We start from the raw sequence: 22,368 nt of genomic DNA on the forward strand, positions 1-22,368 counted from the left end.
AGCTTATCCGGCCGAGCCGCGGAGCTGGGAGTTAGCTCAGTTGTCGCGCTTCTCCTTGATCTTCGCGGCCTTGCCGCGCAGCTCACGGAGGTAGTACAGCTTGGCGCGACGGACGTCACCGCGGGTGACGAGCTCGATCTTCTCGAAGATCGGGCTGTGCACCGGGAAGGTGCGCTCGACGCCGACGCTGAAGGAGACCTTGCGGACCGTGAAGGTCTCGCTGACGCCAGAGCCCTGGCGGCGGATGACTACGCCCTTGAACTGCTGGATACGGGAGCGGTTGCCCTCGATCACTCGCACGTGGACGTTGACGGTGTCACCGGGACGGAACGCCGGAAGGTCCGTACGCAGGGAAGCGGCGTTGACGCCATCGAGCAGGGAAGCCATGTTGTCTGCTTTCTTCGCCGATGCCACAGGTCATCGACGGGAGATCGTAAGGAGATGGGGTGCTGATCGCGTCGGGCGGGCGTCGTTCCCCCTGTGGCAGGGGCGCACACCGGACGTACAGCAGCGGCTTATTCTTCCACGGCTTCGGGCCTGCGCCAAAATCGGCCACCGGGCTCCGGGGACCAGCCGAGGATGGAGAGGATCTCACGGTCCTTCTTGTCGAAGGCGCTCGCCTCGCAGCGCTCGATCAGATCGGGCCGGTTGAGCGCGGTGCGGCGGAACGCCTCGTCCCGCCGCCAGCGCGCGATCTTCCCGTGATGACCGCTGAGCAGGACGTCCGGAATGCCCCGGCCGCGCCACTCGGGGGGCTTGGTGAAGACCGGCCCCTCCAGCAGATCGGCCATGGCGCCGGGCGCGAAGGAGTCGTCGCGGTGCGACTCGGCGTTGCCGAGCACGCCGGGCAGCAGCCGGGCCACCGCCTCCGTGATCACCAGTACGGCGGCTTCCCCGCCGGCCAGCACGTAGTCGCCGATGGAGACCTCGACGACCGGCATCCGGGTGGCGTACTCGTCCATCACCCGGCGGTCGATGCCCTCGTAGCGGGCCGGGGTGAAGATCAGCCACGGTCGCTCGGAGAGCTCCACGGCGAGCTTCTGGGTGAACGGGCGGCCGCTGGGCGTCGGCACCACGAGCACCGGGGAGTGCGCCCCCGCCTCGTACCCGTCCGCCAGCGCCTCGTCCAGGGCGTCGCCCCACGGCCCGGTCTTCATGACCATGCCGGGACCGCCGCCGTACGGGGTGTCGTCGACCGTGTTGTGCCGGTCGTACGTCCAGTCCCGCAGATCGCGCACGTGCACATCGAGGCGTCCCCGGGCGCGGGCCTTGCCGACGAGCGAGACGTTCAGCGGTTCCAGGTACTCGGGAAAGATCGTGACGACGTCGAGCCGCATCAGGCTTCGTTCTCCTGCTCGGCGGCCTCGTCGTCCCGCGCGGAGGCGACCACGGCCTGGCTGTCGTCGATCAGGCCGGGCGGCGGGGTGATGACCGCGCGCTGCTCCTCCAGATCGATCTCGGTGACGATCTCCTCGACGAACGGAATCATCACCTCGCTGCCGTCCGGGCGCTCGACGATGAAGAGGTCCTGGGACGGCAGGTGCGAGATCTCGGTGATCCGGCCGATCCCGGTGCCGTCGGCGAGGACCACATCGAGGTCGATGAGCTGGTGGTCGTAGAACTCCTCGGGGTCCTCCGGAAGTTCCGCCGGGTCGACGTCGGCGATCAGCAGGGTGTTCCGGAGGGCCTCGGCCGCCGTACGGTCCCGCACGCCCTCGAACCGCAGCAGCAGCCTGCCACTGTGCACCCGGCCGGCCTCGATCGTCAGCGGTCCGTTCGCGGCCGGGTCGGTGGTGAGTACGGCCCCGGGGCCGAGCCTGAGCTCCGGCTCGTCCGTGCGTACCTCGACGGTGACCTCGCCCTTGATGCCGTGGGCGCGGCCGATCCGCGCAACTACCAGCTGCACCTTGTGTCTCTCCTGTCATACGACGACGGGCCGGGGCGGGCGCATGGCCCTCCCCGGCCCGTGCCGGTGTTCAACTCTGTCAGCGAACCTGGTCCACGTCGACGAGGTCGACGCGGATGCCACGGCCGCCGATGGCGCCCACGACGGTTCGCAGCGCGCGTGCGGTGCGGCCGTTGCGGCCGATCACCTTGCCGAGGTCATCGGGGTGAACCCGGACCTCCAGCACACGACCACGGCGCAGGTTGCGCGAGGCGACCTGCACATCGTCGGGGTTGTCGACGATGCCCTTCACGAGGTGCTCGAGAGCCTCCTCGAGCATGCTCAGGCCTCGGTCGACTCGGCGGGCGCGGCAGCGTCAGCAGCCTCGTCAGCCTTCTTGTCGGACTTCTTTGCCTTCTGCGTGATGGCCTCGCCCTTGGTCTCCTCGCCGGTGTCCTTGGCCAGGGCCTCGAACAGGGCGCGCTTGTCAGCCTTGGGCTCCGGCTGCAGCAGCGGCGCGGGGGCCGGGAGACCCTTGTGGGCCTGCCAGTCACCGGTGAGCTTCAGGATCGCGAGAACCGGCTCGGTCGGCTGGGCGCCGACAGACAGCCAGTACTGCGCACGCTCCGAGTTGACCTCGATGCGCGAGGGGTTCTGCACCGGGTGGTACAGGCCGATCTCCTCGATGGCCCGGCCGTCACGGCGGGTACGGGAGTCGGCGACGACGATGCGGTAGTGAGGCGAACGGATCTTGCCCAGACGCTTCAGCTTGATCTTGACTGCCACGGAAGTGGTGTCTCCTGGTCTATGACGTGGTTGGGCACAACGAAGATGCCACGTGGGGTTGCGGTACTCGGGTGCCCGATGGACGCGTCAGCCGGAGGAGAGAGGGGTCCTGTGCGACTGTCGAGTACAGCTTGCCATTGTGCCACACCACGTCGGGTCACCCCACCGCGACCGCTGCTTCCGGGATACGGAACGGCTTCCCGCAGCCACCGCAGACGATCGGCGCCTGGGCGAGGACGGAGGGAACGACCCGGACGTTGCGTCCGCAGTCGCAGACGGCCTTGACCCGCACGCCTCCACCGGAGGAGCCGTGCCGGGCGGCGGGTCCACGGAAGGAGCGCTTGGTGTCGGCGGCGGTGGCGACCGTGTGCGCCTTGAGGGCGCGCTGCAGCCGCTCGATCGTCGGGCGGTACCTTCGCTTCGCCTCGGGATTGAGCGTGACCAGCGAGAAGCCACTGCTGGGGTGGGGTTCCTCGGCATGATCGAGGCCCAGCTCCTCGGCGATCGCGAGGAATCTACGGTTGTGGTAGCGGCCGGCGCGGGAGGTGTCGCGGACACCTCGTGCGGCGGCGATTCCATGGACTGCCTCATGCAGCAGTCGCTCGAAGGAGAGCTCGGCGCCACAGGCGGACGAGGACTCTCCGATCAGGGACTCTGGCGCGGCAAGATCGGGCAGCTCGGGGTGGTACCGCTGAATGTCGGCCCACGCCTGTGCCAGCTCTGCGGCAAGTACAGGTGGTGTCGTGCTCACGTCGTGACAACGAGCGCGAGTGCCCCGGTGTTCCTATTCCGGGGCATCCCAAATAATTTGCACGTACCAGTCAGTTGCCATTGATGCGCCCTGACGAGGGCGGGTGCGCCGATCTGTGGAGAACTCTCACAGCTCACACCAAGGTGGTACGTAGTGCCGGGTACGCCCCGGTGCGTAGACAACGCCTCCGCGCCGGGGTGTCCGACGGCTCCGGGAGCGCCCGGGGCCTCAGTAGGCGCGGGCCACGACGGCGACAGTACCCGGGGCGTCGTCCGACTCCGGCACCGACCCGTCCTCGGCCACCAGACACCGCACCGACGCCCCGTGCTCCGCGAGCCGGGCCTCCCCCGCCGGCCCGAGGACGTCCCACGCAATACGCGCCCAGCCGCCCGCTGCCGCCGCCTCCGCGGCCTCGTCGACGGTGGACACCTCGCTGGTACGGGACTCGCGGCGGGCCCGGGACTCGCGCAGCAGCGTCGCCTGGTCCTCCTCCAGGACCGCCGGGAGCAGCGCCGGCAATGCCTCGATCCCGACCGGCTCCTTCCCGCCCGGGATGCGGCGGGCCAGCATCGCGGTGCCGTTCTCCAGGTCGCGCGGACCGATCTCGATCCGTACCGGCACGCCCTTCAGTTCCCAGTCGACCGCGCGGCGGCCGAACGGTGTGTCGGTGCGGTCGTCGATCCGGACCCTGATCCCGGCCTCGCGCAGCCGGTCGCCGATCTCACGGACCGCGGTCAGCACCGCCTCGTCCCCCTTGATCGCGAGGACGACCGCCTGCACGGCGGCGAGCCGCGGCGGGACGCGGAGCCCCTGGTCGTCACCGTGGGACATGATCAGGCCGCCGACCATCCGGGTCGAGGAGCCCCAGGAGGTCTGCCAGACCAGCTCCTGCCTGCCCTCGCGGGACAGGTACTCGGTGTGGAACGCCTTGGCGAAATTGGTGCCGAGCTCATGGCTCGTACCCATCTGCAGGGCCTTGCCGTCGCCCATCATCGATTCGAGCGTGAGGGTGTTGATGGCGCCCGCGAACCGTTCGCTCGGGGTCTTGCGGCCGAGCACCACATCGATGCCCAGGACCTGGGTCATGAAGTCCGCGTAGACGTCCCGGTGGATGTACGCGGCGTAGTCGCGGGCGTCCTCGTAGGTCGCGTGGGCCGTGTGCCCCTCCTGCCAGAGGAATTCGGTCGTACGGAGAAAGACCCGCGGGCGCATCTCCCAGCGGACGACGTTCGCCCACTGGTTGATCAGCAGGGGCAGATCCCGGTAGCTCTGCACCCATTTCGAGAAGTACTCATTGATGATCGTTTCGGACGTCGGCCGCACCACCACGGGCTCTTCGAGGTCCTTCCCGCCGCCGTGGGTGACGATGGCCAGCTCGGGTGCGAAGCCCTCGACGTGCTGGGCCTCGCGTGTCAGGTAAGACTGGGGGATGAAGAGCGGGAAGTAGGCGTTCTGGGCGCCCGCGTTCTTGATGCGGGTATCCATCTCCTGCTGCATCCGCTCCCACAGGCTGTATCCGTACGGTCGGATGACCATGGTGCCGCGCACCGGGCCGTTGTCCGCAAGTTCGGCCTTGTTGATCAGATCCTGGTACCAGCGGGGAAAGTCCTCGGCCTGGGGTGTGAGAACGGGTGCCTTTGCCATGGCGCGCATCGTACGGCGACATCGCCTTTCCCACAGAGTGACGGGACCGGTCACGGCCGACTGTCTGCGGGGGCGCACGACCGAGGCGCACAACCATTGCCCTCCGCCCTCTGGACGCGGCCGCGGATGCGCAGTTCTCTGACATACGGGGGGAGTGCGGGCACGCACACACGGGGGCCGTCCATCACTCGGGAACGACCTACCTCTCGGCGGATTGGGGCGCTTTCCATGACACCAACGCTCGTCCGGCACCACGGGCAGACGGATCCGTCAGCCCCGATGGACCCCGGAACCCGTGCTCGTGACTGGGCCGAGATCCAGGAGCGGATGCTCGCGCCGCTGTACGAAGCGGTGTACGACCGGCTCGAAGTCGGAGCCGGTACTCGGATGCTCTCCCTCGGCTGCGGCTCCGGGCTCGCGCTGCTGATCGCGGCCGCCCGCGGGGCGCGCGTCACCGGCGTCGACACCGACCGTGAACGCCTTGATCTGGCCCGCGAACGGCTGCTGCCGGAAGCGGCGTGGGACGGCGGCCCCGATCCGGCCCCTGCCGGGCCGCCCCAACTCTTCGCCGGTGATCCGTCCGCCGTCGCGCCGGGCGACGGTGTCCCGTACAACCTGCTCACCGTGTTCTCCCCGATCGGATGTTCGGCGGGCGACTCCGAAGGGCTGCTGCCCGCCCTGGAGTCCGCCCTGCCGCTGCTCGCCCGGGGCAGCTCGGTGGTGCTGACCGGCTGGGGTCCCCCCGAGCGGTGCGCGACCGCGGCGGTGTTCCGGGTGGCGGCCCGGCTCACCGACGGGGCCCGGGCGCCCCGCGCGGGCGGGTGGCGCCCGGCGCGCAGGGACGATCTGGAGGACGTGGCGTTCCGGGCCGGACTGAATCCGAACGGCTCGGGGCGGGTGGCGTGCCCGTTCGGCTACGCGGACCTGGACAGTGCGGTACGCGGGCTGCTGTCGACGCGGCTGTTCGATGCGGCGGTGCGGGCGACGGACCGCTCCCAGGTGGAGAAGGAGGTCGCGGAGGCTCTGCACCCGCACCGGCGCCAGGACGGCACGGTGTGGATGCCGAATGTCTTCCGCTATCTCGTCTGCACCTCCTGAAGCCGGTGCGAACGCGGTGGGGCGGTCCTACTTGGCCAGGCGCGGGATGCCGGCCGCACGGTAGGCCGCCTCCTCGTCCAGCGTCTCGTTCTGCAGCAGCGCCGACGCCAGCGCGTCCAGCTTCTCCCGGTGCTCGCGCAGCAGCCGCTGCGCCTCGATGTAGCACTCGTCGACGATGCGCCGCATCTCGTCGTCCACGGCGTCCAGCGTGGCCGGCGCCGCCGAGAGCCCGTACGCCTGCTGGATGTCGCCCGGGATCGCCGTCAGCCTGCCGATCCTGCTGCTCATGCCCCAGCGTCCGACCATTCCGCGCGCCAGATTGGTGACCTGTTCCAGGTCACTCTCCGAGCCCGTGGTGACCACGTCGTAGACCAGCTGTTCCGCGGCCATGCCGCCGAGGGCGCCGATGATGCGGCCGCGCAGATACTGCTCGGTGTACGCGTACTTGTCGGCGTCCGGCGTCGAGAGAGTGACGCCGAGGGCCCGGCCGCGCGGCACGATGGTCACCTTGCGCACGGGGTCGGCGCCCGGCTGGACCATGCCGAGCAGGGCGTGGCCGCTCTCGTGGTACGCGGTCCTGCGCCGCTCCTCCTCCGGCATGACGAGCGGTCGTTCGGCTCCGAGCTGCACCTTCTCCAGGGCGTCCGACAGGTCGGTCTGGCTGACCTCGGACTGCTTGCGCTTGACGGCGAGAAGCGCGGCTTCGTTGGCGAGGTTGGCGAGGTCGGCACCGGTCATGCCGGGGGTCGTCCGCGCCACCTGGCCGAGACTCACGTCGTCGGAGAGCGGGATCTGCCGGGTGTGGATCTTCAGGATGGCCTCCCGGCCGGTCCGGTCGGGAGGGCTCACCTGGACGATCCGGTCGAAGCGGCCGGGCCGGGTAAGAGCGGGGTCGAGCACGTCGGCGCGGTTGGTCGCGGCGAGGACGACGACGCCTTCCGATCCGGAGAAGCCGTCCATCTCGGTGAGAATCTGGTTCAGCGTCTGTTCGCGCTCGTCATGGCCGCCCATGCCGGAGCCGCCGCCGCGGGCCCGGCCGATGGTGTCGATCTCGTCGATGAAGACGATGGCGGGGGCGACCTTTCGAGCCTCCGCGAACAGTTCCCGTACCCGGCCGGCGCCGACGCCGACGATCATCTCGATGAACTCGGAGGCGGAGGCGGAGAAGAACGGCACGCCCGCCTCGCCGGCGACGGCCCGCGCCAGGAGTGTCTTGCCGGTGCCGGGCGGACCCGCGAGCAGCACTCCCCCGGGCATCCGGGCGCCCATTCTCCGGTACTGCTGCGGGTTCTTCAGGAAGTCGACGACGTCGTTGAGTTCGCCCTCGACCTCGTCGATGCCGGCCACATCCTCGAAGGTGGTGCGCTTGCCCGCCTCCAGTTCGACCGGTTTGGGCGGGGCCTTGCGGCCGAAGCCGCCCATCCCGCCGCCCATGCCCCGGGACATCCGCCGGGCGATGAACACCCAGAGCAGGACGAGCAGCAGCATCGGCGCCAGCGAGATCAGCAGGTTGGCGAGGAAACTGCGTTCCTTGACGACCGGCTCGGCGGTGACGGTGACGTCTTCCCTGACCAGCTCGGCCCAGAGGTTGTCGTCGGCGAACGCGGGCCGCTGGGTGACGAACTTCGTGTACGTGTTGTCGGTACCCGGGATCTTCGCCTCCTTCTTGAGCTGTCCCTGGATGGAATCGCCCTTGGAGTAGATCTTGGAGACGTTGCCCGCCGTGACCTGCTTGCTGAACTCCGTGTACGCGATGGTCGGCTCGTTCCTGCCGTTGAAGAAGGACAGCACCAGGTTGGCGATCAGATAGACGGCCAGCGCGGTCAGCAGCAGTCGGCCCCAGCCGCCCGGCATCTTGCGGCCCTGCGGCTTGGGCGGTGGGGCACCTTCGGAGCGCCACGGCTGGTCGGTCCGATCGCGTGGCGGTACGGAATTGGTCACACGCGCTCCTCTGCCGACAGCCGTTGAGCCGACATTAAAGGAGAAATACGATCAAAGCCCTCGGAGAAGCTGTCCGCTGGGCCCGTGGAGGGACACCGACCCGATACGGGCGCGCAACCGAGTGGCACGGGTAAGGGGCACCCGCCCATGGCGAATGCCCCTTGCCTGTGTGCCCCCGCGGGCGTCGGGTGTCAGCCCGTGAACTTCTTGAACGCGTCGGGAAGCTCGAAGTTCTGGTCCTCCTGCGCCGGAAGACCGAACGCGCCACCCTGCGCCGCCGCCTGCTCGCGACGGGCGGCTGCGGCCTGCTCCTCGGCCTTCCGCTTCATCGGGTTGCCGCTCTTGCGCTTGCCCTTGGCCTGCTTGACCTGCTTCTTCTGCCGGCCCGCGCCGCCACCCATGCCGGGCATCCCCGGCATGCCCGGCATGCCGCCGCCCTGCGCCATCTTCGACATCATCTTGCGCGCCTCGAAGAACCGCTCCACCAGGTTCTTCACGGCGGACACCTCGACACCGGAGCCCTTGGCGATACGGGCCCGGCGCGAGCCGTTGATGATCGTCGGTTCCTGGCGCTCGTACGGCGTCATCGACTTGATGATCGCGGCGGTACGGTCCACGTCGCGCTCGTCGATGTTGTTGATCTGGTCCTTGATCTGCCCCATGCCGGGCAGCATGCCGAGCAGCTTGGAGATGGAGCCCATCTTCCTGACCTGCTCCATCTGGGCCAGGAAGTCGTCGAGGGTGAAGTCCTTGCCCTTGCTGGACGCCAGCTTGGAGGCCATTTTGGCGGCCTCTTCCTGGCTGAAGGTCTTCTCCGCCTGCTCGATCAGGGTGAGCAGGTCACCCATGTCGAGGATGCGGGACGCCATGCGGTCGGGGTGGAAGGCGTCGAAGTCCTCGAGCTTCTCACCGTTCGACGCGAACATGATCTGCTTGCCCGTGACGTGGGCGATCGACAGGGCCGCACCACCGCGGGCGTCACCGTCGAGCTTGGAGAGCACCACACCGTCGAAGCCGACGCCGTCGCGGAAGGCCTCGGCGGTGTTGACCGCGTCCTGGCCGATCATCGCGTCGACGACGAAGAGGATCTCGTCGGGGCTGACGGCGTCGCGGATGTCCGCGGCCTGCTGCATCAGCTCCTCGTCGATACCGAGGCGGCCGGCGGTGTCGACGATGACCACGTCGTACTGCTTGGCGCGGGCGTGCTCGATGGAGTCCTTGGCGACCTGGACCGGGTCACCGACGCCGTTGCCCGGCTGCGGGGCGTAGACCGCCACACCGGCGCGGTCGGCGACGACGCTCAGCTGGTTGACGGCGTTGGGGCGCTGGAGGTCACAGGCGACGAGCAGCGGGGAGTGGCCCTGGCCCTTGAGCCAGAGGCCGAGCTTTCCGGCGAGGGTGGTCTTACCGGCACCCTGCAGACCCGCGAGCATGATCACGGAGGGCGGGTTCTTGGCGAACCGCAGCCGCCGGGTCTCGCCACCGAGGATGCCGACAAGCTCGTCGTTGACGATCTTGACGACCTGCTGGGCGGGGTTCAGCGCCTGGGAGACCTCGACGCCGCGCGCCCGCTCCTTGACGTTGGCGATGAAAGCACGCACGACGGGAAGCGCGACATCGGCCTCGAGCAGGGCGATACGGATCTCGCGGGCCGTGGCGTCGATGTCCGCCTCGGACAAGCGGCCCTTGCCCCTGAGGTTCTTGAAAGTCGCGCTAAGGCGGTCGGAGAGAGTATCGAACACGGCGCTCGTCGGTCCTCAGGGTCGGGGTCGGGTGCAGGTCAGTCGTCCCCAAGGGTATCCGGACGCCGCGAAACGCAAAGCCCTCGCCCGTTTCTCGTGACGGACGAGGGCCCTTCCGTGTGGTCGCGGGAGTCAGCCCAGAGCCCGCTCGACCTCTCGGGCCAGCTCTGTTGCGCGTGCGTCGGACAGCGGCTCCCCGTCCGCCCCTGTGACATAAAAGGCATCCACCGCGTTGGCGCCGAGCGTCGACACGTGTGCGCTGCGCACCCGTACCGCGCTCTGTTCCAGAGCCCGCCCGATCCGGTGCAGCAGCCCTGGGGCGTCCTGGGCGCGCACCTCGATCACGGTCGCGAGCCGCGAGCCCGCCGCCGCGACAGTCACCCGAGGTGGTGGCGCCTTCACCCCGCGGCGCCGCGGGTAGGCGGCTTCGCGTTCGGCGAGACGGGCCGGGATGTCGAGGGAACCGTCCAGGGCGCGGACGAGATCGGCGCGGAGCCGGGCTGCCTGCGGCAGGGAGCCGTACTCCACCGCCACCCGCCAGCTGAGCAGCAGCACGTCGACGCACTCGCCGAGCTCGGTGGGGAGTTCGACGGCGCGCAGGTCGGCCGCGCGGACGGTCAGACGGTGCAGGGCGAGGACTCCGGCGGCGGCGGGCAGGACGCCCGGGCGGTCGGGGAGGGCGATGAGGAGTTCGACACCGATGGGTTCCGGTTCGCCGTCCTCGTTCGGGGTCTCGGCCTGGGCGTGCAGGGCGAGGACGGGTTCGCCGGTGCGCAGCGCCTCGATGGCCAGCCGTTCCTGTTCGGCACTGGGTTCGACGGGTTCCGGATCGGCGGTTGCCTCGCCGGCGAGGACCGCGGCGACACGTGTGACGAGGTCGGCGACGAGGGAGGCGCGCCAGGTGGACCAGGCGGCGGGCCCGGTGGCGAGTGCGTCGGCCTCGGTGAGGGCGTGCAGGAGCTCCAGCGTGGACGCGCTGCCGACGGCGGTGGCGACGGAGCGGACGGTGGCCGGGTCGTCGAGGTCACGACGGGTGGCGGTCTCGACGAGCAGCAGATGGTGGCGCACGAGGGTGGCGATGACGCCCACGTCGTGCTGGTCGAAGCCGATCCGGGCGGCGACGTCGCGGGCGATGACCTCGCCGGCGACGGAGTGGTCGCCGGGCCAGCCCTTGCCGATGTCGTGGAGCAGGGCAGCGACGAGCAGGAGGTCGGGGCGGCCGACGCGGCGGGTGAGCGAGGAGGCGCGGACGGCCGCTTCGACGAGGTGACGGTCGACGGTCCAGGTGTGAACGGGGTTGCGCTGCGGGCGGCAGTGGACGCGTTCCCAGTCGGGCAGCAACCGGGTGATCAGCCCTTCCGCTTCGAGGGCCTCCCAGACGGGGATGGTGGCCTCGCCCGCGCCGAGGAGGGTGACGAGTTCCTCACGGGCCTCGGCGGGCCAGGGCACGGGCAGCGGGCGGGCAGCGGCGGCGAGGTGGCGCACGACGTGGCGGGAGATCGGCAGTTCGGACTGGGCGGCTGCGGCGGCGGCGCGCAGGACGAGCACGGCGTCGCGTTCGGGGCGGGCCGTGCGGGCGAGGACGACCTCGCCGTCGGCCTCGACGACGCCTTCGGCGAGTGGGGTGCGTTCGGTGGCGGCGGTCTTGCCGCCGCCCAGCATGGCGCGCAGCCGGGGGCGTACGGACCGGGCGCGCAGGACGCGGTGGACCTCGCGCCAGGTGACGTCGGTGGCGTACGAGACGGTGCGCGCGGCCTCGTACACCTGGCGCAGCAGTGCGTCGGCGTCGAGGAGGCCGAGGGCAGTGGCGACCTGATCCTGCTCCTGGAGAGCGAGGCGGTCGGTGGCGCGGCCCGTGGTCAGGTGCAGGGCGTCGCGGGCGTCGAGGAGGACGCGGCGGGCCTCGGCGAGGCCTTCACGGGGGGCGTCGGCGACCCAGGAGGCGGCGACGGCGCGCAGGGCGGTGGCATCGCGCAGGCCGCCGCGGGCCTCTTTCAGGTCGGGTTCGAGGAGGAACTGGAGCTCGCCCTGGCGCTCGGCGCGTTCGCGGCAGAGTTCGTCGAGGGCGGGAAGCCGTTTGGGAGCCTGGTTCCGCCAGTCGGCGAGGATCGTGGTGCGCATCGCGGCGACCAGGCCGCGGTCTCCCGCGACGGGCCGGGCGTCGAGCAGTCCGAGCTGCACCTTGAGGTCCTCGGCGGCCGTCTTCCGGGCCTCGCCGGGGGTCCGTACGGAGTGGTCGAGGGCAAGGCCGAGGTCCCAGACGGGGTACCAGATGCGGTCGGCGAGGGAGGCGATGGCTCCGGCGTCGGCGCTGCCGTCGTGCAGGAGCACGAGGTCGAGGTCGCTGCGCGGGGAGAGTTCGCCGCGGCCGTAGCCGCCGACGGCGACGAGGGCGGCGCCGCGGACGCCGGTCTGTTCGGTGGCGGTGGCGAACAGGGCGGTCAGCCAGTCGTCGGTGAGTGAGGCGAGGGCCGCACGGCGCGGCGGCCCGGGCTGCGCCTTCTCCTGGAGGAGGCGCAGCCGGGCCGCCGCGTAGCCGCTGGGTCCCGAGTCTTCGGATTCGGTGGTCACTTCGGTGCTCGTCACCCAGCTGCCTTTCAGTTTGCGAGGCCGTCGGTCAGAGTGCGTCCGGGCCGCGTTCGCCGGTGCGGACCCGTACGGCTGTCTCGACGGGAACGCTCCAGACCTTGCCGTCTCCGATCTTGCCGGTTCGGGCGGCCTTGACCACGACATCGATGAGCTGTTCGGCGTCCTCGTCCTCGACGAGGACCTCGATACGGATCTTGGGGACGAGGTCGACGGTGTACTCGGCTCCCCGGTAGACCTCGGTGTGGCCGCGCTGGCGCCCGTATCCGCTGGCCTCCGTGACCGTGAGGCCCTGGACGCCGAAGGCCTGGAGGGCCTCCTTGATCTCGTCGAGCCGGTGCGGCTTCACGACTGCCGTGATGAGCTTCATGCGTCCACCTTCTTGGTCTGCGCTGCTGCCGTGGTCTCCGATGCCGGTGCGGAGGCCGTACGCGGGGCCGCACCGCCGCCGGCGCCGCTGAAGTCGTACGCGGTCTCGGCGTGTTCGACCTGGTCGATACCGGAGATCTCGTCGTCCTCGTCGACCCGCATGCCGATCGTCCTGTCGAGGAGGAAGGCGAGCACCGCGGAGACGACCAGAGAGTACGCGAGGACCGCGAAGACTCCGACGGCCTGCTTGCCGAGCTGGTCGAGGCCACCGCCGTAGAAGAGGCCCTTGGCGTCGGACTGGACACCGCCGGTGGCGAAGAAGCCGATGAGGAGCGAGCCCGCGACACCACCGACGAGGTGGACGCCGACGACGTCCAGGGAGTCGTCGTAGCCGAACTTGTACTTGAGGCCGACCGCCATGGCGCAGAGCACACCGGCGATGGCACCGACCGCGATGGCGCCGAGCGGGCTGATCGCGCCGCCGGACGGGGTGATGGCGACGAGGCCGGCGACCGCGCCGGAAGCGGCGCCGAGAGTGGTGAAGGAGCCGTGGCGGAGCTTCTCGTAGCCGAGCCAGGCGAGCATTGCGGCGGCGGTGGCGACCTGCGTGTTGACGAACATGACCGCGCCGACGCCGTCGTCGTTGCCGAGCCACGAGCCGGCGTTGAAGCCGAACCAGCCGAACCACAGGAGACCGGCGCCGAGCATGACGAGCGGCAGGCTGTGCGGCCGCATCGGGTCCTTCTTGAAGCCGACCCGCTTGCCGATGACGAGGATCACGCCGAGGGCTGCCGCACCGGCGTTGATGTGGACCGCCGTACCACCGGCGAAGTCGATGACACCGAGCTCGAAGAGCCAGCCGCCGGCGCCCCAGACCCAGTGTGCGACCGGGAAGTAGACGACGGTCACCCACAGGACGACGAACAGCGCCCAGGAGGTGAACTTGACGCGGTCGGCGAGGGCGCCGCTGATCAGCGCCGGAGTGATGATCGCGAACATCAGCTGGAAGACGGCGAAGACGTAGATCGGGATCGTGTAGCCGTCCCAGAGCTGGGTGATGCCGATCCCGCTCAGGCCTGCGAAGTCCGAGCTCCAGCCGATGAGAGAGCCGATGTCGGTGCCGAAGGCGAGACTGAATCCGTACAGCACCCACAGGATCGTGACGATCCCGAGGCTGATGAAGCTCATCATCAGCATGTTGAGGGTGCTCTTGACGCGGACCATGCCTCCGTAGAAGAAGGCCAGACCCGGGGTCATGATCATCACCAGGGCCGAGCAGATGAGCATGAACCCGGTGTTGGCGGCAGACAGCGTCGGGGCGTCTGCGGCAAGCGTCGTGATGCCTGGGGGCATCGGCGTCTCCTCGTCGTCGGTGCGGCCGCGTGGGGCGAAACGTGCGGGACCACTGTGGAAAAGGTGCGGGCCGGTTATGCGCCATGAGATTCGCCCAGCGCGGTTTCCGCCGATGCCGCACGGTGTTTCGCCGCAGTGACGAAGAGGCGTGGCGTGTTACGTCCCCATGAACCGCGAGTGGCGTATCCGCGGCCGGGCCTACCCTGCGGCCGTGGCCGCATACGGTGCGGTTACAACTCTGGAGTACGGGAACGGGAACGCGAACCGGCCACGCCGATCACCCGCTGACCTGGCAAGGGGGAGCCGAAGTCGGTCTGTGCGGGGTGATCGTCGTGGCCGGAGTGAGGGGTGCCCGGTCAGACCGCTTCGGCGGTCTCGGGCAGCTGCTCGGTGAGGAGATCGGTGAGTTCTGCAACCGCGGGAATGTTGCCGAAGTCCCTGGCAGCGGTGTCGACGGTCTTGCGCAGCCGGGTGTTGACGCGCTCGGAGCGGACCTTCTTGGCGACCCGCAGGGCCCGCTCTGCGAGCACCGTGGACTGTTCGGGTTCGCGCTTGAGGAGATGGACGGTGGCGAGGCCGACCAGGTTCAGCGCGTACGACCGCTGGTGCTCGTCGTCGTCACCGAAGAGCTCGACGGCCTTCTCCATGATCGGCTCGGCGAGCGAGGCGTACGTGGGGCTGCGGCCGGCCACATAGGCGAGGTCACGGTACGAGTGGGAGTTCTCGCCGTTGAGTTCGGCCTCGGAGAAGAAGCGGATCCAGTCGGGCTCCGGCTCGCCGTCGATCCTGGCGTCGAGGAAGGTGTCCTCGGCCATGCGGACGGCTCGCTTGCACTTGCTCGGCTGGCCCATGTTGGCGTACGCGCGGGCCTCCATCGCATACAGCATGGCCTGGGTGCGCGGGGTGGCGCAGTCCCGGCTGCCGTACTGGGCGAGATGGATGAGTTCGAGGGCGTCGTCGGGCCGTCCGAGGTGGATCATCTGGCGGCTCATGCTCGACAGGACGTAACTGCCCAGCGGTTTGTCGCCGGCCTCCTTCGCGGCGTGCAGCGCGAGGACGAAGTACTTCTGGGCCGTGGGCTGGAGACCGACGTCGTAACTCATCCAGCCCGCCAGTTCGGCGAGTTCGGCCGCACACCGGAAGAGCCGCTTGGCGGTGGCCGCGGGCTGCGGTTCCTGCAACAGGTCGGTGACCTCGTGAAGCTGGCCCACGACGGCCTTGCGTCGCAGTCCGCCGCCGCACTGCGCGTCCCACTGGCGGAACATCACAGTGGTGGATTCCAGCAGGTCGAGCTCGGGGCCGGAGAGCCGGGAGGGACGCCGGGCGGCGGCCGCCGGCTCGGGCTCCGCGGGTGCCGCGACGGGGACCGGCACCAGCCAGCGCTGCATGGGTTCGATGAGGGCCGGACCCGCGGCGAGGGCGAGCGAGGTGCCGAGGAAGCCGCGGCGGGCGAGCATCAGGTCACTGCGGGAGAACTCGCTGAGCAGGGCGACGGTCTGCGGGCCCGCCCAGGGCAGGTCGACGCCGGACACCGACGGTGACTGATGGGCGGAGCGCAGCCCGATGTCCTCGACGGCGACGACGGTGCCGAAGCGCTCGGAGAAGAGCTCGGAGAGGATGCGCGGGATCGGTTCGCGCGGCTGCTCGCCGTCGAGCCAGCGCCGCACCCGGGAGGTGTCGGTGCTGATGTGGTGGGCGCCCATCTGGCGCGCCCTGCGGTTCACCTGCCGCGCCAGCTCGCCCTTCGACCAGCCGCTGCGCACGAACCATGATCCCAATTGCCCGTTGGAGCGCTTACCGGCATTCGTATCGCCTGCGCCGCTGCCACTCACTGGAACGCCCCCATCCCTCTGAATACTGTCGCGCGAACCACTATCAGATTGCCGTGAGCCAAAGCCGTCCCTATGGGGGTGGGGCGCCATCGAACAGGAAATCGGATTGCCTCCGGCATACCCGCAGGCGCACATACTTCCATGGTTCGTGTACCGACGGTAATCCCACGATCACCGCCTCGGCGAGGGCGTTGACAGAAACGCCACCATTCGCCACCCCTTTGGGGGAACGCGCCTGCCGTCCGGCGCGATTCACTTGACAGACGACGATCAGCAGTGGAAGCAGTGGTGCGCACAGGGGCGCGTGGTTCGTGTCGCACGACCCCCGGCGCTGCCGGATCGTCGGGGCGACGGAGTGTCACAACAGAACCCCGCGTCGTAACCACCGGCGAGCCGGACCCGTTGGAGGGGGCATGGGCTTCACGATCGGCGGCATCCGGGAGATGCGATCCGGCTCACGGCGTCGAGGCCGTGCGGCCGAGTGCACCGCGGTGGCCGAGTACACAGGACTGTGGGGCTGGGCCGTCGCGCCAGGGGCGCGGGCCGCGGCCGGGAGGTGCTCCTGCGGGGACACCGCCTGCCTCTCCCCCGGCGCTCATCCGCTGGAGTTCGCCGACGAGGTGCCGGCGGGCGCCACGCTGGACACGGCGGCACGCGCATGGGCGGAGGTGCCAGGCGCTTCGATGCTGCTGCCGGTGGGGCGGACGTTCGACGTGCTCGACGTCGCCGAGCAGGCCGGGCGGCGGGCGCTGGTGCGGCTGGAGCGGATGGGGCTGCCACTGGGCCCGGTGGCCGTGACGCCGTCCGGAAGGGCGCAGTTCTTCGTCGCACCGGGCGCCGCCGCCGAACTTCCGCAGCTGCTGTACCGGATGGGCTGGGACGACGCGGATCTGGATCTGCGGGCGCTGGGGCACGGCTGCCACATCACCGCACCCCCGTCGGACGAGGGCGGTCTCGGGCCGGTCCGCTGGCTGCGTCCGCCGGTCCTGGACACGGCCGCCACGCCACCGCAGGCGCGGCTGCTGCTGGGCACCCTGGCGTACATCTGCCACCGCTCGTAGCAGCGGGAACGGCGGCGCCGGGCGGGCTCGCTGTCGAGCCGCCCGGCGTTCGGGGGCGAAGGAGCCGCGGTCGGCCCGTCAGTCGCCGATCAATGCGTCGACGAACGCCTCCGGCTCGAACGGAGCCAGGTCGTCCGGTCCCTCGCCGAGACCCACTAGCTTCACCGGTACGCCCAGTTCGCGCTGGACGGCGATGACGATGCCGCCCTTGGCGGTGCCGTCCAGCTTGGTGAGGACGATGCCGGTGATGTCGACGACCTCGGCGAACACCCGTGCCTGAACCAGGCCGTTCTGCCCGGTCGTGGCGTCGAGGACGAGCAGGATCTCGTCGAGCGGGCCGTGCTTCTCGACGACGCGCTTGACCTTGCCGAGTTCGTCCATGAGCCCGGTCTTGGTGTGCAGCCGGCCGGCGGTGTCGATGAGGACGACATCGGCGCCTTCGGCGATGCCTTCCTTCACCGCCTCGAAGGCGACCGACGCCGGGTCGCCGCCCTCGGGCCCGCGCACGGTGCGGGCGCCGACGCGCTCGCCCCAGGTCTGGAGCTGTTCGGTGGCGGCGGCACGGAAGGTGTCGGCCGCGCCGAGCACGACGCTGCGGCCGTCGGCGACGAGGACCCGGGCCAGCTTGCCCGTGGTCGTGGTCTTACCGGTGCCGTTGACGCCGACGACCATCACGACGCCGGGCGTGTCGACGCCGCTCTCCGTCTTGACCGCACGGTCGAAGTCGGTGCCGAGCAGGGTGAGGAGCTCCTCGCGCAGCAGGGTCCGCAGCCCCTCGGGGGTACGGGTACCGAGGACACGGACGCGCTCGCGGAGCCGCTCCACCAGCTCCTGGGTGGGGGCGACGCCGACATCGGCGGTGAGGAGGGTGTCCTCGATCTCCTCCCAGGTGTCCTCGTCGAGGTTGTCGCGGGACAGGAGCGTGAGCAGTCCCTTGCCGAGGGTGCTCTGCGAGCGGGCGAGCCGGGCGCGCAGCCGTACGAGACGGCCGGCGGTGGGCTCCGGGATCTCCAGCGCGGGGACTGCGGGCGCCGCCGGTTCGGCAACTGCCGGGGCTTCCTCGGCGGGAGCCTCGGCGCCGGGAAGACCGGCCTCCTCGATGGTGCGGCGCGGTTCCTCGCGCGGTGGCTCGGCTTCCTCGCCGACATGGGGTTCGGCGGGAGTGATGGTCGGCGTGCTCGACGGTGCCGGGGGCAGCTGCCTCTTCTTGCGGCCGCTGACCACGAGCCCGCTGATCAGGCCGGCCACGACCAGGGCGGCGATGACTACAGCAAGGATGACGAATTCCATAACCCACCCAGTATCAGTCACATGCGCGCCAGGTGGCGGCCCCGGAGGACCGCTCCGGGATCCGACAGGTCGTTATGGCCCTTTTGGCGGTAAAGGTACGATCCCGCTCGTGGAGACCCGCGGCCTGGAACCCGTCCCCGACAGTGAGCGCACCGGCCGGGTCCGCACCCTCTTCCCCACTTGGGCCGCCGCCGATATGACCGTGCTGCTGCTCATCATGGGCGCAGGACTGATCGTCTTCGGCGGCCTCAATCTCTGGCAGGTGGCGTTCGTCGCGGTCACGGCGCCCGTCATCGGGTACGGACTGGTCGGCGCGATCTCGATCGCGGGGACGCGCGGCGGGGCACCCGGCCTGGCGCTCTCCCGGGCCGTCTTCGGACAACGCGGCAATCTGCTGCCCGGTGCGCTGATCCGGGTCGCCCGCTGGGGCTGGGAGACGGTGAACGCGGTCACCGGCGCGTACGGCCTGCTGGCCGTGTGCGATCTGCTCTTCTCCGTCAGGGCCGACACCGCGCTGATCATGACGGCGCTCGTGGCCTTCGTCGCGAGCAGCTTCCTGGTGTCCGGACTCGGCGTGGGCGCGCTACGGCCGTGCTGCACCTGGTCGGCGTACCTCTTCGGCGGATTCAGCGTCCTCGTACTGATCCATCTGGGTATCGGAACGCAGTGGCGGGCCCTCCTGGACCGGCCCGCAGGTCCGACGGCACTGATGGTCGCCGGCGTCGGCACGCTGGCGGCCGGGGGCATCAGCTGGGCGCCGACCGGTCCGGATTTCACGCGCTATCTGCCGCGGGCCGCGTCCGGCCGGTCGGTGGTCGGGGCGACGGTGGGTGGTGCGGTGCTCGTCGTTCTGCCGTTGGTGGTGATGGGTGCGGTGATGGCGGTCGCCACCCCGGACCTGGCGGTCAGCAATGATCCGGTCACCTTCATCGGCGCCTTGCTGCCGGTCTGGATCTCGGTGCCGTATCTGCTGACTGCCGTGGTCGGAATGGTGCTGATCAATGCGATGTCGATGTATTCGGCCGGTTTTGCCGCACAGACACTGGGATTCGTGCTCCCTCGCACCTGGGCGGTCGGCGTGAATGCCGCGATCAGTCTCCTTCTGGGGAGTCTGCTGATGATGGTGGCGACGAGTTTCCTGGATTCGTTCATCTCCTTTCTGACCTTGCTCGCCGTGACGTTCTCGGCGTGGATCGGCGTATTCGGAGTGGATCAGCTGCGGGGACGTACGTACGACGCGGCGGCGCTGCTGGACACCAGTCCCGCAGGCGCCTACTGGTACACCGGCGGCTTCGCCGTGCCCGCCGTCGCGGCGTGGGGTGCGGGGCTGACAGTGGGGCTGCTGTTCACGGGCGTGAAGTGGTTCTCCGGCCCGCTCGCCGCCACCTGGGTCGGACGGGGCGGTCCGGGCTGGGCGGCCACGATCGCCGTCTCCGGGGGGCTGTACGCACTGCTGCCGCGGCCCGCCGGGCACAAGGACGACACGCCCCTACACTTCTGACGCCACGTCAGCTACTGTCCCGCCTCGCCAAGCCCGCCCGGCGAAGGGGACACGCGTCATGGCCTTCACAGTGGTCCGGTTCAATCTCGTCGATCCCGATGCCACCCCCGCGTCCCTGTCGGACCGCTACCGTGCGGCGCTCGAGATGGCCGCGTACGCAGACGCGCACGGCGTGGACACCGTGCAGACCGAGGAGCACCACGGCACCGCCAATTCCTGGCTGCCCTCCCCCTTCGTCTTCGCCGGGTCGGTCTTCGGCGCCACCCGCCGGATCGCGGTCACGGTCTCGGCGATCATCGGACCGTTGCACGATCCGCTGCGGCTGGCCGAGGACATCGCGGTCCTCGACCTGCTGAGCGCGGGCCGGCTGGTCACGGTCGCGGGCATCGGCTACCGGCCCGAGGAGTACGAGCAGGCGGGCGTCGAGTGGGGCAGGCGCGGCCGGCTCCAGGACGAGCTGCTGGAGACCCTGCTGCAGGCGTGGACCGGTGAGCCGTTCCCGTACCGCGGCCGTACCGTCAGGGTCACCCCGCGGCCGTACACCCGGCCGCATCCGCTGCTGCTGGTCGGTGGCAGCTCGCGGGCGGCTGCGCGGCGGGCGGCCCGGCTGGGGCTGCCGTTCTTCCCGAGCGCGCATCTGCCGGAACTCGAGGCGTACTACCACGAGCGGCGCGCGGAGCACGGGACGGAGGGCTTCTGCATGATGCCGGCGGCGAAGACGCCGTTGCTGCATGTGTCGGAGGATCCGGAGTGGACGTGGGACCGGTACGGCGAGCACTTCCTGCACGAGGCGCGGACCTACGCCTCCTGGCAGTCGAAGGACATCCGGTCGGCCGTGCGCTCGGCGGCCACGACGGTGACGGAGCTGCGGCACGAAGGGGTCTACCGGATCGTCACCCCGGAGCAGCTGGCCGCGCTGGACGCCGACAGCCTGGTGCTGCATCCGCTGTGCGGCGGGATGCCGGTCGAGGAGGGGTGGCGCAGCCTGCGACTGTTCTGCGAGGCGATCGCCGGCTGACGTACGCAGGGACGGCGCGCGTCCCCGGCCCGCGGGCGCGGGCCGGGGACGCGTGGTCGAGGAGAGGGGCAGCGGGGATTAGCCCATCTCCTCCAACGCCTTGCCCTTGGTCTCCTTCACGAACTTGAGCACGAAGGGGATCGAGAGCACGGCGAAGCATGTGTAGATGATGTAGGTGCCGGACAGGTTCCAGTCGGCCAGGCTCGGGAAGCTCGCGGTGATCGCCCAGTTGGCGATCCACTGAGCGGACGCGGCGACACCGAGCGCGGCGGCGCGGATCTTGTTCGGGAACATCTCGCCGAGGAAGACCCAGACCACCACACCCCATGACAGGGCGAAGAAGAGCACGAAGACGTGGGCCGCGACGAGGGCGACGACACCGTGAGTGGTCGGGAGTCTGCCGTTGACCAGATCGGCGGAGAAGGCCCAGGCCTCGCAGGCCAGTGCGATCGCCATACCGGTGGAGCCGGCGAGCGCGAGCGGTTTGCGTCCCACTCGGTCGACCAGGACCATCGCGATCACCGTACCGATGATGTTGACGATCGATGTGGTGAACGACCAGAAGAACGAGGCGGTCGGGTCGATACCGACCGACTGCCACAGCGTCGCCGAGTAGTAGAACGCCACGTTGATGCCGACGAGTTGCTGGAACACCGAGAGGCCGATACCGACCCAGACGATCGGCAGGAAGCCGAAGCGGCTGCCGAGCAGGTCCTTGAAGGTGGACTTGTGCTCGCGGTGCATGGCTGTCTGGATCTCGGCCACGCGGGCGTCGAGGTCGACTTCCTTGCCCTCGACCTCGGCGAGGATCTCCTTGGCCCGCTCGTTCTTGCCGACGGAGATCAGGTAGCGCGGCGACTCGGGGATCGCGAACGACAGCAGGCCGTAGAGGAGCGCCGGGACGACCATGACGCCGAGCATCCACTGCCAGGCCTCGAGGCCGCCGATCGTTCCGCGCTGCTTGCCGTCGGCGAGCTGGAGGATGCCGAAGTTCACCAGCTGCGAGATGGCGATGCCGATGACGATCGCGGCCTGCTGGAAGGAGCCGAGCCGGCCGCGGTAGGCGGCGGGCGAGACCTCGGCGATATAGGCCGGGCCGATGACCGAGGCCATGCCGATGGCGAAGCCGCCGATGATCCGCCAGAAGGCCAGGTCCCAGAGGGCGAACGGGAGTGCGGAGCCGATGGCGCTGATCGTGAAGAGCACCGAGGCGATCCGCATGCAGCGGATGCGGCCGATCCGGTCGGCGATGCGGCCCGCCGTGGCGGCGCCGATGGCGCAGCCGATCAGGGCGATGGCGATCACCTGGGCCAGCGTTCCGGAGCCGATGCCGTAGCGGTCCCGGATCGCCTCGACGGCGCCGTTGATCACGGCGCTGTCGTAGCCGAAGAGGAAGCCGCCCATCGCAGCGGCTGCCGTGATGAAGATGACGTGGCCGAGGTGTTCCGGATGGGCCGCGCGGGCTCCGGATCCCGGTGTCTGCGATGTGCTGGTCACATGAACTCCTGGTG

The 22,368-nt window shown here is 70.0% G+C and carries 19 protein-coding genes; 4 read left to right on the top strand and 15 right to left on the bottom strand.

The genetic code is table 11. The annotated features are described in order from the left end of the window. Positions 1 to 36: 36 nt before the first annotated feature. The 7 genes from rplS to proS form a co-directional block, all read right to left on the bottom strand. Entirely contained in the window at positions 37 to 387 is a 351-nt protein-coding gene (gene rplS, locus OG972_RS12450) for a 50S ribosomal protein L19 (RefSeq protein ID WP_266981031.1), read from the bottom strand. A gap of 128 nt (positions 388 to 515) precedes the next feature. After that, positions 516 to 1,337, bottom strand: coding sequence for a tRNA (guanosine(37)-N1)-methyltransferase TrmD (trmD, locus tag OG972_RS12455; RefSeq protein ID WP_266981033.1), 822 nt, complete (start codon positions 1,335 to 1,337; stop codon positions 516 to 518). Next, positions 1,337 to 1,906 carry a ribosome maturation factor RimM gene (rimM, locus tag OG972_RS12460; RefSeq protein WP_266981035.1) on the bottom strand — a complete coding sequence of 190 codons (570 nt, stop codon included), beginning with the start codon at positions 1,904 to 1,906 and terminating at the stop codon, positions 1,337 to 1,339. Before rimM ends, trmD begins: the two co-directional genes overlap by 1 nt. 79 nt (positions 1,907 to 1,985) lie before the next feature. Then, the gene (locus tag OG972_RS12465; protein WP_005311361.1) at positions 1,986 to 2,225 is read right to left on the bottom strand and encodes an RNA-binding protein; all 240 of its coding nucleotides are present in this window, start codon (positions 2,223 to 2,225) and stop codon (positions 1,986 to 1,988) included. A 2-nt stretch (positions 2,226 to 2,227) separates the two neighbouring features. Then, positions 2,228 to 2,671 carry a 30S ribosomal protein S16 gene (rpsP, locus tag OG972_RS12470; protein ID WP_266981037.1) on the bottom strand — a complete coding sequence of 148 codons (444 nt, stop codon included), beginning with the start codon at positions 2,669 to 2,671 and terminating at the stop codon, positions 2,228 to 2,230. Positions 2,672 to 2,828: 157 nt separating this feature from the next. Next, entirely contained in the window at positions 2,829 to 3,422 is a 594-nt protein-coding gene (locus tag OG972_RS12475) for a hypothetical protein (RefSeq protein ID WP_030928573.1), read from the bottom strand. A 228-nt stretch (positions 3,423 to 3,650) separates the two neighbouring features. Then, entirely contained in the window at positions 3,651 to 5,066 is a 1,416-nt protein-coding gene (gene proS / locus OG972_RS12480; protein WP_266981039.1) for a proline--tRNA ligase, read from the bottom strand. Positions 5,067 to 5,294: 228 nt separating this feature from the next. Here proS and OG972_RS12485 point away from each other — a divergent pair, with 228 nt between their 5' ends. Further along, complete coding sequence (locus tag OG972_RS12485) at positions 5,295 to 6,164, top strand: methyltransferase domain-containing protein (RefSeq protein WP_266981041.1); 870 nt, start codon at positions 5,295 to 5,297, stop codon at positions 6,162 to 6,164. Positions 6,165 to 6,191: 27 nt separating this feature from the next. On the opposite strand, the gene ftsH is transcribed toward OG972_RS12485, so the two are convergent. The 6 genes from ftsH to OG972_RS12515 form a co-directional block, all read right to left on the bottom strand. Beyond that, entirely contained in the window at positions 6,192 to 8,105 is a 1,914-nt protein-coding gene (gene ftsH / locus OG972_RS12490; protein WP_266981043.1) for an ATP-dependent zinc metalloprotease FtsH, read from the bottom strand. A gap of 191 nt (positions 8,106 to 8,296) precedes the next feature. Then, positions 8,297 to 9,847, bottom strand: coding sequence for a signal recognition particle protein (gene ffh / locus OG972_RS12495; protein WP_266981045.1), 1,551 nt, complete (start codon positions 9,845 to 9,847; stop codon positions 8,297 to 8,299). A 132-nt stretch (positions 9,848 to 9,979) separates the two neighbouring features. Continuing rightward, positions 9,980 to 12,433: a [protein-PII] uridylyltransferase gene (locus tag OG972_RS12500; RefSeq protein ID WP_266981046.1), complete on the bottom strand. Its 2,454-nt coding sequence runs from the start codon at positions 12,431 to 12,433 to the stop codon at positions 9,980 to 9,982. 31 nt (positions 12,434 to 12,464) lie between these two features. Further along, positions 12,465 to 12,803: a P-II family nitrogen regulator gene (locus tag OG972_RS12505; protein ID WP_069170469.1), complete on the bottom strand. Its 339-nt coding sequence runs from the start codon at positions 12,801 to 12,803 to the stop codon at positions 12,465 to 12,467. Then, positions 12,800 to 14,155 (bottom strand): ammonium transporter, encoded by a 1,356-nt coding sequence (locus tag OG972_RS12510; RefSeq protein WP_266981048.1) that lies wholly within the window; start codon positions 14,153 to 14,155, stop codon positions 12,800 to 12,802. Before OG972_RS12510 ends, OG972_RS12505 begins: the two co-directional genes overlap by 4 nt. 356 nt (positions 14,156 to 14,511) lie before the next feature. Continuing rightward, positions 14,512 to 15,987 (bottom strand): hypothetical protein, encoded by a 1,476-nt coding sequence (locus tag OG972_RS12515; protein ID WP_266981050.1) that lies wholly within the window; start codon positions 15,985 to 15,987, stop codon positions 14,512 to 14,514. A 413-nt stretch (positions 15,988 to 16,400) separates the two neighbouring features. On the opposite strand from OG972_RS12515, the gene OG972_RS12520 reads away from it, so the two are divergent. Then, the gene (locus OG972_RS12520; protein WP_266981052.1) at positions 16,401 to 17,048 is read left to right on the top strand and encodes a bifunctional DNA primase/polymerase; all 648 of its coding nucleotides are present in this window, start codon (positions 16,401 to 16,403) and stop codon (positions 17,046 to 17,048) included. Positions 17,049 to 17,126: 78 nt separating this feature from the next. On the opposite strand, the gene ftsY is transcribed toward OG972_RS12520, so the two are convergent. Next, positions 17,127 to 18,338, bottom strand: a complete 1,212-nt coding sequence (gene ftsY / locus OG972_RS12525) for a signal recognition particle-docking protein FtsY (protein ID WP_266981054.1) — start codon at positions 18,336 to 18,338, stop codon at positions 17,127 to 17,129. 109 nt (positions 18,339 to 18,447) lie between these two features. Between ftsY and OG972_RS12530 the strand changes: the two genes are divergently transcribed. Further along, positions 18,448 to 19,839 carry a cytosine permease gene (locus OG972_RS12530; protein ID WP_266981057.1) on the top strand — a complete coding sequence of 464 codons (1,392 nt, stop codon included), beginning with the start codon at positions 18,448 to 18,450 and terminating at the stop codon, positions 19,837 to 19,839. 58 nt (positions 19,840 to 19,897) lie between these two features. Then, entirely contained in the window at positions 19,898 to 20,857 is a 960-nt protein-coding gene (locus tag OG972_RS12535) for an LLM class flavin-dependent oxidoreductase (RefSeq protein ID WP_266981059.1), read from the top strand. 78 nt (positions 20,858 to 20,935) lie between these two features. Here OG972_RS12535 and OG972_RS12540 read toward each other — a convergent pair whose 3' ends face one another. Further along, positions 20,936 to 22,354 carry a sugar porter family MFS transporter gene (locus OG972_RS12540; protein ID WP_266981061.1) on the bottom strand — a complete coding sequence of 473 codons (1,419 nt, stop codon included), beginning with the start codon at positions 22,352 to 22,354 and terminating at the stop codon, positions 20,936 to 20,938. Between the last annotated feature and the right edge of the window lie 14 nt (positions 22,355 to 22,368).

The organism is Streptomyces sp. NBC_01669, from assembly GCF_026339735.1.
Lineage (GTDB): Bacteria > Actinomycetota > Actinomycetes > Streptomycetales > Streptomycetaceae > Streptomyces > Streptomyces yanii.

Bases quoted from the DNA above. Each gene is read 5' to 3' on its own strand.
- rplS (WP_266981031.1), bottom strand. From the start codon at position 387: ATGGCTTCCCTGCTCGATGGCGTCAACGCCGCTTCCCTGCGTACGGAC.
- trmD (WP_266981033.1), bottom strand. From the start codon at position 1,337: ATGCGGCTCGACGTCGTCACGATCTTTCCCGAGTACCTGGAACCGCTG.
- OG972_RS12465 (WP_005311361.1), bottom strand. From the start codon at position 2,225: ATGCTCGAGGAGGCTCTCGAGCACCTCGTGAAGGGCATCGTCGACAAC.
- proS (WP_266981039.1), bottom strand. From the start codon at position 5,066: ATGGCAAAGGCACCCGTTCTCACACCCCAGGCCGAGGACTTTCCCCGC.
- OG972_RS12485 (WP_266981041.1), top strand. From the start codon at position 5,295: ATGACACCAACGCTCGTCCGGCACCACGGGCAGACGGATCCGTCAGCC.
- OG972_RS12505 (WP_069170469.1), bottom strand. From the start codon at position 12,803: ATGAAGCTCATCACGGCAGTCGTGAAGCCGCACCGGCTCGACGAGATC.
- OG972_RS12510 (WP_266981048.1), bottom strand. From the start codon at position 14,155: ATGCCCCCAGGCATCACGACGCTTGCCGCAGACGCCCCGACGCTGTCT.
- OG972_RS12520 (WP_266981052.1), top strand. From the start codon at position 16,401: ATGGGCTTCACGATCGGCGGCATCCGGGAGATGCGATCCGGCTCACGG.
- ftsY (WP_266981054.1), bottom strand. From the start codon at position 18,338: ATGGAATTCGTCATCCTTGCTGTAGTCATCGCCGCCCTGGTCGTGGCC.
- OG972_RS12535 (WP_266981059.1), top strand. From the start codon at position 19,898: ATGGCCTTCACAGTGGTCCGGTTCAATCTCGTCGATCCCGATGCCACC.